Source organism: Motilibacter peucedani, assembly GCF_003634695.1.
GTDB classification, from domain to species: Bacteria; Actinomycetota; Actinomycetes; order Motilibacterales; family Motilibacteraceae; genus Motilibacter; species Motilibacter peucedani.
Window position 1 is genome coordinate 166,118 of the sequence record NZ_RBWV01000011.1, and the last position, 13,396, is coordinate 179,513.

The window sequence follows — 13,396 nt, forward strand, 5'->3', positions numbered from 1 at the left end:
CATGAACGACGACACGACACCGAACCAGCCCCACGGCACCTCGCCCGAGTCCGGCGCCTGGTGGGCCGGCAGCGACGGTCGGACCAGTCGTGGCCCGCAGCCGCCCTACGCGACGGGCCCCTCGGGTCTCGGCTACGGCCCGGCTGCCGGCACCCCCCAGCCCCCGGCCTACGGCCCCACCGGACCCGACTACCAGCGCCCGTACACCGCTCCGGCCGGCGCGACCCCCGAGCTGCTGACCCCCAGCGTCCCCGGTCCCGCACCGGTGCGCGGCGCCTCCTGGGCGCGCCGCACCGCCGCTGCCGCGGTGATCGCCGTGGTCGCGCTGGCGGGCGGCACCGCCGGTGCGCTGATCACCCACGCGACCGACGACGGCGACAGCACCGCCGCAGCCGCCCCCGCGTTCGCGTCGACCAGTGCGGCTGCCGCGACGACCGCCCCGACCCAGTCGCTCGCACAGGTCGCGGCGAAGGTGACGCCGAGCGTCGTCTCGGTGTCGTTCACCAGCGACTCCGGCGCCGGCGAGGGCTCGGGCGTCATCCTGACCGCCGACGGCCAGATCCTCACCAACAACCACGTGGTGGCAGCGGTCGCCAACGGGGGCACGCTGACCGTCAAGTTCTCCGACGGCAAGAGCGCCAAGGCGCGCATCCTCGGCCGCGACCCCTCGACCGACCTCGCCGTCATCCGGGCCGAGGGCGTCTCCGGCCTGACCCCGGCGACGCTCGGCTCGAGCAGCAGCCTGCACGTGGGCGACACGGTCCTCGCGATCGGCAACCCGCTCGGCCTCGAGGGCTCGGTCTCTGCCGGCATCGTCAGCGCCCTGCACCGCAGCGTCGACATCCCGGCCGAGGAGGAGCAGCAGTCGCCGCAGCAGATGTTCCCCGGCCTCGGCTCGCAGTCGCAGCCCCAGTCGCAGTCGTCCTCGAGCGGCGGCACCGTGCTGAAGAACGCGATCCAGACCGACGCGGCGGTCAACCCCGGCAACTCCGGCGGCGCGCTCGTCGACGCGGCCGGCCGGGTCGTGGGCATCAACTCGGCGATCGCCTCGCTCTCCAGCGGCTCCGGCGAGTCGGGCAGCATCGGCGTCGGCTTCGCGATCCCGATCGACACGGCCAAGGTCATCGCCGCCCAGCTCGCCAAGGGCGAGACGGTGCGCCACCCGCTGCTCGGCGTGAGCATCTCCGACTCGACCGACGGCAGCTCCGGCGCGCTGGTCGGCAGCGTCTCGGCGGGCTCGGGCGCAGCCGCGGCCGGCATCGCCAAGGGCGACGTCATCACCTCGGTGGGCGGCCAGGCCGTGAACGACGCCGACGGCCTGCAGGCCGTGATCTCGGGCCACCAGCCCGGCGACAAGGTCGAGGTCGTCTACACCCGCGGCGGCTCCAGCCACACCGTCACCGTGACGCTGGGCGCCTCCGCCAGCTGAGCGCTCGACCGGCCCGCCGGCGCCCGCAGCCGTACGCTGTGGGCGCCGGCGGCGGCGCGTCAGGATTGGCACGATGTGACTCCTTGCCAATCAGATCGGCAGGAAGTCACATCGTGCGGGACGGTGACGCGTCCCGGAACCCACCAGCGGGAGAGGCGATGACTGCGGAGGCCCGGCTGCTCGTCGTCGACGACGAGCCCAACATCCGCGAGCTGCTCTCGGCGAGCCTGCGCTTCGCCGGGTTCGACGTCGCCGTGGCCGCCGACGGGCGCGAGGCGCTCGAGGTCATGAAGACCTACGACCCCGAGCTCGTCGTGCTCGACGTGATGATGCCGGGCATCGACGGGCTCACCGTACTGCGCCGCATGCGCGAGAACGGCTCGCGCGTGCCCGTCGTGCTGCTGACCGCGCGCGACGCGACGGAGGACAAGGTGAGCGGGCTGACGCTGGGCGCCGACGACTACGTCACCAAGCCGTTCAGCCTCGAGGAGATGCTCGCGCGCATCCGCGCCGTGCTCCGCCGGGCGCGCGACACCGCTGCGGCCGAGCGCCACGTCCTCAGCTTCGCCGACATCGAGGTGGACGAGGACACCCACGAGGTGCGCAAGGCCGGCTCGGCCGTGCAGCTCTCCCCCACCGAGTTCAAGCTGCTGCGCTACTTCCTCACCAACCCCGGGCGGGTGCTGTCGAAGGCGCAGATCCTCGACGCCGTGTGGCAGTACGACTTCGGCGGCGACGCCAACGTCGTCGAGTCCTACATCTCCTACCTGCGCAAGAAGGTCGACACGACCGAGCCGCGGCTGCTCCACACGCTGCGCGGGGTCGGGTACGTCTTGCGCCAGCCACGCACATGACCTCCCCCGCCGCCGTGGCGGGCAGGGCGTGGCGGCGGTTCTCGGCGCTGAACGCCGGAGTCCCGCTGCGCGTCCGGCTGGTCGCGGCGATGCTGAGCATGGTCACCGTGGCGCTGCTGGTCATGGGCGTCGCCGCCGGGGCGGCACTGCGCAGCTCGCTGGTCGGGCGGGTCGACGACCAGCTGGAGTCGACAGGCGTCCAGGTCGCGCAGCAGGCCCTGGGACAGATCCGCCGTGACCGGGTCACCGCCGGCCAGCTGCCCAGCTCCTACTACGTGCGCGCCAACGACGTCGACGGCTCCCAGATCGACACCTTCGCCTCGAACTACAACGACGACGACGTGCCGCAGCTGCCCGCCATCTCCTGGGACGAGGCGCAGGCGCGCGCGGGCAAGCCGTTCACGGTGGGAGCGGTCCACGGAGACCACTCGTGGCGTGCCACGGTCTTTCTGAGCACGCAGCCCGGCATCAGCTTCACCGTCGCCTACAGCCTCGACGAGGTCGACGCGACGTTGAGCAAGCTGCGACTCATCGAGCTCGTGGTCGGGCTCGCCCTGCTCGTGCTCCTCGGCCTCGTCAGCTTCGTCATCATCCGCCGCTCGCTGCGCCCGCTCGTCGGCGTCGAGCGCACGGCGCTCGCGATCGCGGGCGGCGACCTCAGCCGCCGCGTACCCGAGATCGACCCGCGCACGGAGGTCGGGCGGCTGGGCCGGGCGTTCAACTCGATGGTCGCGCAGATCGAGTCCGCCTTCCGGTCGCAGGCGCGCTCTGAGGCCGAGGCGCGCAGCTCGGAGGAGCGGATGCGCCGGTTCATCGGCGACGCGAGCCACGAGCTGCGTACGCCCCTGACCTCCATCCGCGGGTTCGCCGAGCTCTACAGGCAGGGCGCGGTCTCCGAGCCCGCCGACGTCGACCGGGTCATGGGCCGCATCGAGGGCGAGGCGACGCGGATGACCGGCCTCGTCGAGGACCTCCTGTTGCTGGCCCGGCTCGACCAGCAGCGCCCGCTCGAGCGCGCGCCGGTCGACCTGGCGCGACTCGCGGAGGACGCCGTGCTCGACGCGCAGGCCGTGGCGCCGGACCGGCCGGTGCGCTTCGAGCGGCTGGGCCCGGAGGCGCCGGTGGTGGTCGGCGACGAGGGAAAGCTTCGCCAGGTGCTGGCGAACCTGACGCGCAACGCGCTGGTGCACACGCCTGCGGGTACGCCGGTGACCGTCCGCGCCGGCAGGGTCGTCACGGCCGGCGGGCTGCCCGCCGCGGTCGTCGAGGTGGCCGACCAGGGACCGGGCATCCAGGAGGAGGACGCGCGGCGGATCTTCGAGCGGTTCTTCCGGGCCGACTCCTCGCGCGTGCGCGCCGAGCAGGGCGCCAGCGGATACGGGCTGGGCCTCTCGATCGTCGCCGCCATCGTCGCGGCGCACGGCGGCACCGTCGGCGTCGACACCGCTCCGGGCAGCGGCGCGGTCTTCCGGGTGCTGCTGCCGCTGCACGCGGCTGCCGCCGCTCCCGCTGCGCCGCAGGAGCTGGAGCAGCGCGCCTAGGCTGGACCCGTGCTGCTCGACCTCCCGACGTGGACCGCTCGTCGCGACGCCCACCGCCGGCGGGTCGACGAGTGGGTCGTGCCCGCCGAGGAGCGCGCGCGGCGGCAGGAGCCCCACCCGGTGGAGGACTTCCTCTTCACCTACTACTCCCAGCGGCGGGGTGCCCTGCGGCGGTGGAGCCCGGGGCCCTCGGTCGTGCTGGCGGACGCCGACCCGGCCCAACTGGGCGCCGGCTTCGTCGCGACCACCGGGGGCGCGGAGCTCGCGCCCGCGCCGGAGCGGGTGCAGCGTACGGCGTCGTGGGTGGCCGACCTCCTCGCGCGCACGGCCTCGCGGCCTGCGTCGTTCGGGTGCTTCGGGCTGCACGAGTGGGCGATGGTGCACGGCAGCGAGCAGTCCACTGTGCGCCACTCGGCCTATCCCCTGCGCCTCGGGTCCGCCGGCACGACCGCCGTGGTCGAGTCGATGCCGGTGCGGTGCACGCACTTCGACGCGTTCCGGTTCTTCACGCCGTCGGCGCGGCCGCTCAACGCGGTGCAGCCGACGCGCGAGACGCAGGCTGCGATGGAGCAGGGCGGCTGCCTGCACGCCAACATGGACCTCTACAAGTGGGCCTACAAGCTCTCGCCGTGGGTCGAGTCCGAGCTGGTGGCCGACTGCTTCGAGCTGGCCCGGCGGGTCCGCGAGCTCGACATGCGCGCCTCGCCCTACGACCTGTCGGAGCTGGGCTACGCGCCGGTCGAGATCGAGACGGCCGCCGGCAGGGCCGAGTACGCAGCGGCGCAGCGCGCGTTCGCCGCCGAGGCCGCCGCCCTCCGCGCCCGCCTCCTCCCCGCCGCCCGCCGGCTCACCGGGTCCCCGGCCGCTGGTCAGTGCACGCAGGGGCCGGTGGGGACGGGGCGGACGAGGGAGCGGGCGCGGTCGGCGACGGGCGAGACCTCGCCGACGGAGAGCGCGTAGCCGGTGCGCGGGTCGTCGACGGACTTGGCGAACACGACGCCGTAGACGCCGCCCTTCGGCGTGAGCAGCGGCCCGCCGGAGTTGCCGGGCAGCACGCGCGAGTAGAGCGAGAGCACGTCGCGCGTGGTGCGGGCCGAGCCGTAGATGTCGGGCCCGTGCGCGCGCAGCTGCTCGCGCACCCGGGCGGCCGCGAGCCGGTAGGGCCCGCCGCGCGGGAAGCCCGCGACCACAGCGGTGTCACCCCGCGACGCGCCGGTCACGAGCGGCAGCGGCGCCGCAGTCAGGCCGGGCACCCACAGCACCGCCACGTCGCGCTTCGGGTCGAACGCGACGACCGTCGCCGGCAGGTCGGGCCCGGTGCCGGCCACGCTGACCGTGGGCGCCTTGACCCCTGCGACCACGTGGGCGTTGGTGAGTACGTGGTGGCTGGCGTAGACGAACCCCGACCCTTCGATGCGCCGGTCGCACGACGGAGCCGACCCCACCACCTGCACGATGCTGCGCCCGGCCCGCCGGACCGGAGTGGTATAGAGAGGACTGTCATCGGGCGGTGACACCGGCAGAATGCGCTCAGGCGACAGACCACCGAAGACCTGTGGGAACTGCCCCTCGTCGAGGAGGCCCCGGAACGAGGCGAACAGCCCACGCGCCGACGTCGGCATCGCGTCGTCGACGGTACGCAGCACGTGCGACTGCCCCACCGCCCGGGAGATCTCGGGCACCGACGAGCTGCGCGCGGCTGTGGCGAGGAACCACGAGATCACCAGCATGCCGAGCACGCTGATGACGGCGCCCAGCGTCGAGTCGACGATCCGCAGCGGTCCCCACACCAGCACCCGGCGCAGGCGGCTGCCGACCGCCGTGAGCAGCACCTGCCCGATCAGCGCGCAGACCAGCACGATGCCGGCGGCGATAACGGTCTGCCACGCACCGGTCGACCAGTCCTGCACGACCCGCGGCGTGAGCACCATCGCGGCGATGCCGCCGCCGAGGAAGCCGGCGAAGCCGAGCGCCCCGACGATCAGGCCCTGCCGCCAGCCGGAGAGCGCGAAGCTGAGGGCGGCCACGACGAGGACGACGTCGAGGATCACGCCGCGGGTCCGGGCGGGGCAGCAGCCGGCCCGGCGGCCGAGGGCGCCGCCGGCGCGTCGACCGGCTCGGCCTCCTGGTCCCACGGCCGCTCCCAGCCGGCGAGCCGCAGCACCGACGACAGGAGCATGGCGGTGAAGCCCCACACCAGCAGCCCGTCGACGGCGAACGCCGGCCCGACGTAGCCCGACGCCGGGTGCCGCACCCGCAGGCGGTGGGCCGGGTCGACCAGGTCGCGGACGCTGACGCGGTGGACCGACGACACCTCGCCGGGGTCGCCGGGCGCGACCGGGGACGGCGCCGCCTCCCACGCGAGCACCGGCGTGACGACGTAGCCGCTCGGTGGCAGGTAGAGCGAAGGCAGCGTGCCGAGCACGCGGACGCCCGCCGGGTCGAGGCCGGTCTCCTCCTCGGCCTCGCGCACGGCGCACTCGACCAGCGACTCCCCGGCGTCGACCGACCCGCCGGGGAAGGCGACCTGGCCCGGGTGGTTGCGCAGGCCCGCCGCGCGCTGGAGCAGCAGCACCTCGGCGCCCGCGTCGCCGACGGCGAACACGAGCAGGACCGCGGAGGGCCGCCCGCCCTCGGCGGGGGTCAGGTGCCGGCTGAGGTCCTCGCGGCGTACGCGGCCGACGAGCCCTCCCAGCGGCGCGAGCGCAGGCGGCAGCCCGACCGGCTCCGCCTCGCGCGCCGCAGTCACCCCAGCGTCCCGAGCGGCGCGGCCGCGTCGACCGGCACGAGGTCCTTGACGAGCTTCGCGGCCTTCTCGGGGTCGGTCTCGCCGGTGCCGTAGGCCGGGCAGAGCGTCGCCACCGGGCAGGCGCCGCACGCGGGCTTGCGCGAGTGGCAGGTGCGCCGGCCGTGGAAGATCAGCCGGTGGCTGAGCATGGTCCAGCTCTTCTTCTCGAACAGCGCCCCGACCTCGCTCTCGACGACGACCGGGTCCTCCGACGCCGTCCAGCCGAACCTGCGGGCCAGCCGCCCGAAGTGGGTGTCGACCGTGATGCCGGGGATGCCGAAGGCGTTGCCGAGCACGACGTTGGCCGTCTTGCGACCGACGCCCGGCAGCTGCACCAGGTCGTCGAGCCGCGGCGGCACCTCGCCGCCGTGCCGCTCGACCAGCGCCTGCGCCAGCCCGAGCACCGACTGCGCCTTCTGCCGGAAGAAGCCGGTCGACTGGATGATCGTCTCGAGCTCGGCCCGGTCGGCGGCCGCGAGGTCGGCGGCGGTCGGGAAGCGGGCGAAGAGCACCGGCGTCACCATGTTGACCCGCACGTCGGTCGTCTGCGCCGAGAGCACCGTGGCGACCAGCAGCTGCAGCGGGTTCGCGAAGTCGAGCTCGCAGTGGGCGTCGGGGTAGCGCTCGGCCAGCAGCCGGTCGATGCGGCGGGCGCGGCGTACGAGTGCGGTGCGCGACTCCGAGGAGCGCGGGGCGCCCGCGAGCGCGGGATCTGCCGCCGCTCCCGTGGCCGCGCCGGGTCGTGTCGATGATCGGGTGGCCACGGGCTCAGCGTACGACGGCCCACCGACGCCGTCCGGGTGACGCTGCGCGCCGGGGGGTCAAGGCCCTGCGGTTGCCCGACGACTCCTTCTCCGTCGCCTGTGCGAGCGGGCGAGAACGGACACCCCCCATGCCGACCCCGCCCCGCACCGAAGGACCTGTGGACATGACGACCGAGATCGACGAGCTGCCCGTGGCGGCGCTCGGGATCCCGCCGGTACGCCGGGGAACCCGCCCGATGCCCCCCCGCGAGGCCGACCTCGCCCACCTCAGCCTGGCCGAGCTGCGCGCCCTGCGCGCCGAGCTCGCCTCGGAGGAGAACCGGGTGTCCTACTGGCGTCGCCTGGTCCAGGCCCGCGCCGACGTCCTGCGCCAGCAGGGCGACTTCGGCGTCGACCGGCTGCGCGAGGTGCTCAGCCAGGAGCAGGTGCTCCCGGGCCGCACCGCGTACGTCACCGCCAGCGGCGACGACCTGCTGCCTCCGCTCCCTGGCCTCGAGGCCGTGTGGAAGGCGGTCGACCCGACCGACGCGGGCGGCCGCGCCGCGCTGCTCGAGACGCTGGTCGAGATGGACACCACGCTGTCCACCTACCGCCACGCGCTGCACCAGCGCATCGACTCGGCGACCCGCGACCTGGTGGCGAGGTACGCAGTGGACCCCCGCCTCTGCCTGGTGGCGCTGCCCGTCTGACCCGTCGCACTGCGCCGGACGGGCGAGCGACACGCGACGGTTGCGGGGTAGGCCCTACGCACCCGTGGCCGGATGAGGCAGACTGCCAGGCGTGAACAGCGACGATGCGGTCGTGTCAGACCACGTGCGACGGGCTCCGTTGTTCGCGGCGCTCGACGACGAGGCCGTGGCGGAGCTGCGCTCGACGATGGTCGAGGTCACGCTGTCGCGCGGCGACGTGCTGTTCGCCGAGGGCGACGAGGGTGACCGGCTCTACGTGGTGACCGAGGGCAAGATCAAGCTCGGCCGCACGTCGGCCGACGGCCGCGAGAACCTCCTCAGCATCCTCGGCCCGGGCGAGATGTTCGGCGAGCTGTCGCTCTTCGACCCGGGCCCGCGCACGTCGACGGCGACCGCGGTCACCGGCACCACGCTGATCGGGCTGGGCAACTCCGACCTCGACCCGTGGATCCGCCGGCGCCCCGACGTGGCGATCGCCATGCTGCGCGCGCTCGCCCGTCGGCTGCGCCGCACCAACGACAACCTCTCGGACCTCGTCTTCAGCGACGTGCCCGGACGCGTGGCGAAGGCGCTGCTCGACCTGGCCCGTCGCTTCGGCGTGCAGGGCGACGAGGGCATCCACGTCACCCACGACCTCACCCAGGAAGAGCTCGCCCAGCTGGTCGGCGCCTCCCGCGAGACGGTCAACAAGGCGCTCGCCGACTTCCAGCAGCGCGGGTGGCTGCGCCACGAGGCGCGCGCCGTCGTGCTGCTCGACGTCGACCGGCTCAGCCGCCGGGCGGGCTGACCTCCGCGTCCAGGTGGTCCAGGGCCGCCTGCGTCGAGAGCACCGCGGCGAAGGTCAGGTCGTCGGCCAACCCCGGGTAGACCGCGGCCACCACCTCCTCGGCGGTGGTGGCGCCGGCGAGCCGGGCGGCGCGTACGTGCTCGACACGCTCGCGCCGGTGCGCCAGCAGGGCGCTCGCGACCTCCCGCAACGAGGGCAGCACCGGCCCGTGGCCGGGCAGCACGGTGAGCTCGCCGAGCCCGGCCAGCCGCTCGAGCGAGGCGAGGTAGTCGGCGAGCGAGCCGCCGGCGCGCCCGTCGATGACCGTGGTGCCGCGGCCGAGGACGGTGTCTCCCGTCAGCACGGCGCCGTCGAGGAGCACGCAGCCGGAGTCGTCGGTGTGGCCGGGGGTCGTCAGCCAGCGGGCCGCTCCGCCGGGCAGCGGCTGTCCGTCGGCGGTCGGCGCCACCAGGGGTGCGCCCGTGAGCCCGGCGAAGCGCTCGGCCCCGGCGGCGTGGTCGGCGTGGCGGTGGGTGACGACGATGCCGGCCACCGGACCGGTCGAGGCAGCGGCGAGGCGGACCGCGGCCAGGTGCTGCTCGTCGAGCGGGCCCGGGTCGACCACGAGCACGCCGTGCGGGCCGTCGACCACCCAGGTGTTGGTGCCCTCGAGGGTCATGGGGCCGGGGTTGTCGGCCCGGACGAGCACCACGCCGGCCGGCAGCTGGGCGCTTCCGGGCACCACGGCAGCGCTAGTCCTCGACCTCGACGACGAGCTCGACCTCGACCGGGACGTCGCGCGGGAGCACCGCGACGCCGACGGCGGAGCGCGCGTGGCGGCCCGCGTCGCCGAACACCGCGCCCAGCAGCTCGCTGGCGCCGTCGACCACCGCGGGCTGGGCGGTGAACGAGGGGTCGGAGGCGACGAAGCCGACCAGCTTGACCACGCGGCGCACCCGGTCGAGGCCGCCGGCCTCGGCCGCGGCGGCGGCGAGCGCGTTGAGCACGCAGACGCGGGCGAGCTCCTTGCCCCGCTCCAGCGAGATCTCGGCACCGAGCTTGCCCGTGGCCGCGACGACGCCGTCGACCAGCGGGATCTGCCCCGCGGTGAAGACCAGCGAGCCGGTGCGCACTGCCGGCAGGTAGGCGCCCGCGGGTGCGGCGACCTCCGGCAGCGCGAGGCCGAGCTCGCCCAGCCGGTCGGTGGGCGTGCTCACTTCTCGCGCTTGAGGTAGGCGACCAGCTGGTCACCCCCGCCGGGGCCGGGCACGACCTGCACGAGCTCCCAGCCGTCCTCGCCCCAGTTGTCGAGGATCTGCTTCGTCGCGTGCGTCAGCAGCGGAACCGTCACGTACTCCCACTTGGCCATGCCGCAGACCCTAGTAGCAGCCTCCGACAGGCAGCGTCGGACCGGGCGTCAGGCGGAGCGCTGGCGCGGGATGCTCAGCGTGGTGACGCCTGCGCGGCGGGCGCCGGCGTAGGACTCCTCGAAGTCGCGCTGCGCCTCCTGCAGGACCGACTTCCACGAGGTCACGTGGGGCGAGCGGCGCAGCAGCGCCCGGCGCTCGCGCTCGGTCATGCCGCCCCAGACGCCGAACTCGGTGCGGTTGTCGAGGGCGTCGGCCAGGCACTCGGCGCGCACGGGGCACCCGGAGCAGACGACCTTGGCGCGGTTCTGGGCGGCACCCTGGACGAACAGCGCGTCAGGGTCAGTGGTGCGGCACGCTCCGCGAGCAGCCCAGTCGTCCTGCCAAGTCATGATCGTGGTCCCTTCCCCGTGAGGCAACCCCTTGCCTTGGACACAAAGGTACGTAGGGGCTGGCACTCTGCGTCACCCCCGAAACGGACAGTTCGCGCATAGCCCGAAGTGACTAGACCGGCCGGGCAACGCTCCGACATGCCCCTGACCTGCGTGATCACCTGACCAGCCAGTCGGTCGCGGCGCGGTCTCGGTCCGGTCTCGGTACGGTCTCGGCCCGTTCGCGACGGCCGCGCCGACCACGCGCGGTGATCACCAGTGGCCGTACGCGGCGGCGCGCTCCCCGGCCAGTGTCGGCCGGGCACCGTACTCTGGCACGCATGTACGTTCTGTGGCAGGGGGCCGGCATGGTCCGGCGCCTCGTGGTCCTCGTCGCTCTCAGCGTGGTCGCCGGCGTGCTCGTGGCCGGCATCGCGCTCCCGGTGGCCGCCGGCATCGGCGTCATCGCGCGCTCGGGCACCGAGAAGTTCGAGGACCTGCCGGGCGACCTGCAGGTGCTGCCGCAGCCCACGACCACCCGGTTCTACGCCAACGACGGCACGACGCTGCTGGCGAGCTTCTACGACCAGAACCGCACCTACGTGCCGCTGAGCAAGATCTCGCCCGCCATGCAGCGCGCGCAGATCGCCATCGAGGACGACCGCTTCTACGAGCACGGCGGCGCCGACGTGCGCGGCCTGCTGCGCGCCTCGGTCAACAACGCGAGCGGCGGCGGCACGCAGGGCGCCTCGACGCTGACCCAGCAGCTGATCAAGCTGAGCCTCGTCTACGCCGCGCGCGAGCGCAACGACCCCGAGGCCGAGCGCGCTGCGACCGAGGAGAGCCTCGACCGCAAGCTGCGCGAGCTGCGCTTCGCGATCGCCTACGAGCAGAAGTACACCAAGGACCAGATCCTCGAGAAGTACCTCAACATCGCCTACTACGGCGCCGGCGCCTACGGCGTGCAGGCGGCCGCCCAGCGCTACTTCCGCGTCGACGCGAGCAAGCTCGACATCAAGCAGGCGGCGCTGCTCGCCGGCCTGGTGCAGCGCCCCAACGCGACCGACCCGATCAACCACCCGGCCGCCGCGCAGGCGCGTCGGGACGTCGTCCTCCAGCGCATGACCCAGGTCAGCATCAAGGGCTGGACGCTGAGCCAGCCGTCGGCCGACCGGGTCAAGAAGATCGCGATCAAGAGCTATCTCAACGTGCGCGCCCCCAAGCAGGAGTGCGACGCGTCGGCCAACGACGACTTCAAGTGGTTCTGCGACTACGCCAAGCGCTACTTCCTCCAGGACAAGAGCTTCGGCAACTCGGCCACCACCCGGCGCAACCTGCTCTACCGCGGCGGGCTGAAGGTCGTCACGACCCTCGACCCGACGATGCAGGAGGCCGCCCAGAAGGGCGTCGAGAAGTGGGTCAAGCCCACCGACCAGGCCGCGGGCGTGGTCACGCTGGTCCAGCCGGGCACGGGCAAGGTCAAGGGCATCGCGATCAGCCGGCCCTACGGCGAGGACAAGTCCAAGGGGCAGTCGAAGGTCAACATCGCGGTCAACGACCGGTTCGGCGGGTCGCAGGGGACGCAGGCCGGGTCGACGTTCAAGGCGTTCGTCGCGGCCTACGCGCTGCAGCAGCAGACCGAGTCCGGCCGGGTGAAGTACGGCTTCAACTACAACATCTACGCGCCGGCCGAGCTCAAGAAGGTCACCCCGGTCGAGACCTGCGACGGCACTGCCAACGACCCGAACTACACGCCCGGCAACGAGAGCACCAGCGAGCAGGGCACGTTCAACATGCAGCGGGCGATGGCGCAGTCCATCAACACCTACTTCATCCAGCTCGAGGAGGAGGTCGGCGTCTGCGGGCCTGCCACCCTCGCCGGGAAGCTGGGCCTGCACAACGCCGCCACCGGCAAGGCGCTCGACCAGTTCCAGTCGTTCACGCTGGGCACCAACAACATCGCCCCGCTCGACATGGCCGCGGCCTACGCGACGTTCGCCGCGCGCGGCAAGTTCTGCGCCGCCTACCCGTTCGAGGCGGTCTACGACCGCAACGGCGGCAAGAAGGTCCTGAAGAAGCCGGGCTGCAGCCAGGTGCTCGACCCGGACGTCGCCGACGCCATGAACTACCTGCTGCGCGGTGTCGTCCTGAACGGCAGCGGCCGCCGCGCCGGGCTGTCGAACCACCAGGTGGCCGGCAAGACGGGCACCACCCAGGGACGCCAGCAGGCGTGGTTCATGGGCTACACCACCTCGCTCGTCGGCAGCGCCACCGTCTGGGACCCGAGCCCTCCCAAGGGCGGCTACCGCCTGTCGGGCAAGTCGATCGGCGGGCACTACTACGGCATCGTGCAGGGCGCGAACCTGCCCGCGCCGATGTGGCACGACACCGTCGGAGCGGCGATCGAGGCTGCTGACCTCGAGAGCGACAGCTTCGTGCGCCCGAAGAGCAAGTTCTTCTCCGGCGGCTCCTACGCGCCGAGCTTCCGCGCCGAGAACGGCTACAAGAAGAACGACACGAGCAAGTCGGGCGACGGCCAGGGCGACACCACGGGCACGGGTGACACCACGGGCAAGGGCGACACGACGGGCAAGGGCGACACGACGGGCAAGGGCGGCACCGGCACCACCAAGCCGGGGTCGACCAAGCCGGGCGCCACCAAGCCGGGCACGGCCCCGACCAAGCCCGCCACCCCGGGTGGCGGCGGCGCCAAGAAGCCCTAGTCCCGTTGCCGGCGCCCACTGACCGGTCCCCCGGCGCCCGGGATGACGGAGGTGCTCCTCACACCGGCCTCGAGCCGGACGAGGGCCTCGACACCCGGACCGAA

14 protein-coding genes are annotated in these 13,396 nt (G+C 73.5%); 7 read left to right on the plus strand and 7 right to left on the minus strand.

Going from position 1 to position 13,396, the window contains the following annotated elements; genetic code table 11:
- The first annotated feature begins 1 nt into the window (after position 1).
- The 4 genes from CLV35_RS09080 (at position 2) to CLV35_RS09095 (ending at position 4,784) form a co-directional block, all read left to right on the plus strand.
- The gene (locus tag CLV35_RS09080; protein ID WP_121193159.1) at positions 2–1,429 is read left to right on the plus strand and encodes a S1C family serine protease; all 1,428 of its coding nucleotides are present in this window, start codon (positions 2–4) and stop codon (positions 1,427–1,429) included.
- 158 nt (positions 1,430–1,587) lie between these two features.
- Positions 1,588–2,283, plus strand: coding sequence for a response regulator transcription factor (locus CLV35_RS09085; RefSeq protein ID WP_121193160.1), 696 nt, complete (start codon positions 1,588–1,590; stop codon positions 2,281–2,283).
- Positions 2,280–3,824 (plus strand): sensor histidine kinase, encoded by a 1,545-nt coding sequence (locus CLV35_RS09090; protein WP_121193161.1) that lies wholly within the window; start codon positions 2,280–2,282, stop codon positions 3,822–3,824. Before CLV35_RS09085 ends, CLV35_RS09090 begins: the two co-directional genes overlap by 4 nt.
- A 12-nt stretch (positions 3,825–3,836) precedes the next feature.
- Positions 3,837–4,784 (plus strand): 3-methyladenine DNA glycosylase, encoded by a 948-nt coding sequence (locus tag CLV35_RS09095; RefSeq protein WP_407938202.1) that lies wholly within the window; start codon positions 3,837–3,839, stop codon positions 4,782–4,784.
- On the opposite strand, the gene CLV35_RS09100 is transcribed toward CLV35_RS09095, so the two are convergent.
- The 3 genes from CLV35_RS09100 to nth are packed head-to-tail and all read right to left on the minus strand — an operon-like array spanning position 4,694 to position 7,376.
- A complete protein-coding gene (locus tag CLV35_RS09100) occupies positions 4,694–5,875 on the minus strand; it encodes a MarP family serine protease (protein WP_121193499.1) in 1,182 nt (393 codons plus the stop codon). The genes CLV35_RS09095 and CLV35_RS09100 overlap by 91 nt on opposite strands.
- Positions 5,872–6,573, minus strand: coding sequence for an NUDIX hydrolase (locus tag CLV35_RS09105; RefSeq protein ID WP_231121653.1), 702 nt, complete (start codon positions 6,571–6,573; stop codon positions 5,872–5,874). The genes CLV35_RS09100 and CLV35_RS09105 overlap by 4 nt, the downstream gene beginning before the upstream one ends.
- Positions 6,570–7,376, minus strand: coding sequence for an endonuclease III (gene nth, locus CLV35_RS09110; RefSeq protein WP_121193162.1), 807 nt, complete (start codon positions 7,374–7,376; stop codon positions 6,570–6,572). Before nth ends, CLV35_RS09105 begins: the two co-directional genes overlap by 4 nt.
- Before the next feature lie 164 nt (positions 7,377–7,540).
- Between nth and CLV35_RS09115 the strand changes: the two genes are divergently transcribed.
- Together CLV35_RS09115 and CLV35_RS09120 are read left to right on the plus strand one after the other, a co-directional pair.
- Positions 7,541–8,065, plus strand: coding sequence for an RsiG family protein (locus CLV35_RS09115; RefSeq protein ID WP_147431914.1), 525 nt, complete (start codon positions 7,541–7,543; stop codon positions 8,063–8,065).
- Positions 8,066–8,177: 112 nt separating this feature from the next.
- On the plus strand, positions 8,178–8,852 hold the full coding sequence (locus CLV35_RS09120; protein ID WP_121193501.1) for a Crp/Fnr family transcriptional regulator: 675 nt from the start codon (positions 8,178–8,180) through the stop codon (positions 8,850–8,852).
- Here the strand turns inward: CLV35_RS09120 and CLV35_RS09125 are convergent.
- Genes CLV35_RS09125 through CLV35_RS20780 form a run of 4 tightly spaced genes read right to left on the minus strand, consistent with a single transcriptional unit; the run spans position 8,833 to position 10,590 of the window.
- Positions 8,833–9,576 (minus strand): MBL fold metallo-hydrolase, encoded by a 744-nt coding sequence (locus CLV35_RS09125; RefSeq protein ID WP_231121654.1) that lies wholly within the window; start codon positions 9,574–9,576, stop codon positions 8,833–8,835. The two genes, CLV35_RS09120 and CLV35_RS09125, sit on opposite strands and share 20 nt — an antisense overlap.
- A gap of 7 nt (positions 9,577–9,583) precedes the next feature.
- The gene (locus CLV35_RS09130) at positions 9,584–10,048 is read right to left on the minus strand and encodes a RidA family protein (RefSeq protein ID WP_121193164.1); all 465 of its coding nucleotides are present in this window, start codon (positions 10,046–10,048) and stop codon (positions 9,584–9,586) included.
- Complete coding sequence (locus tag CLV35_RS09135; RefSeq protein ID WP_121193165.1) at positions 10,045–10,200, minus strand: DUF4177 domain-containing protein; 156 nt, start codon at positions 10,198–10,200, stop codon at positions 10,045–10,047. Before CLV35_RS09135 ends, CLV35_RS09130 begins: the two co-directional genes overlap by 4 nt.
- A gap of 48 nt (positions 10,201–10,248) precedes the next feature.
- Positions 10,249–10,590: a WhiB family transcriptional regulator gene (locus CLV35_RS20780; protein ID WP_121193166.1), complete on the minus strand. Its 342-nt coding sequence runs from the start codon at positions 10,588–10,590 to the stop codon at positions 10,249–10,251.
- A 320-nt stretch (positions 10,591–10,910) separates the two neighbouring features.
- On the opposite strand from CLV35_RS20780, the gene CLV35_RS09145 reads away from it, so the two are divergent.
- On the plus strand, positions 10,911–13,292 hold the full coding sequence (locus tag CLV35_RS09145; RefSeq protein WP_121193167.1) for a transglycosylase domain-containing protein: 2,382 nt from the start codon (positions 10,911–10,913) through the stop codon (positions 13,290–13,292).
- Positions 13,293–13,396: the final 104 nt, after the last annotated feature.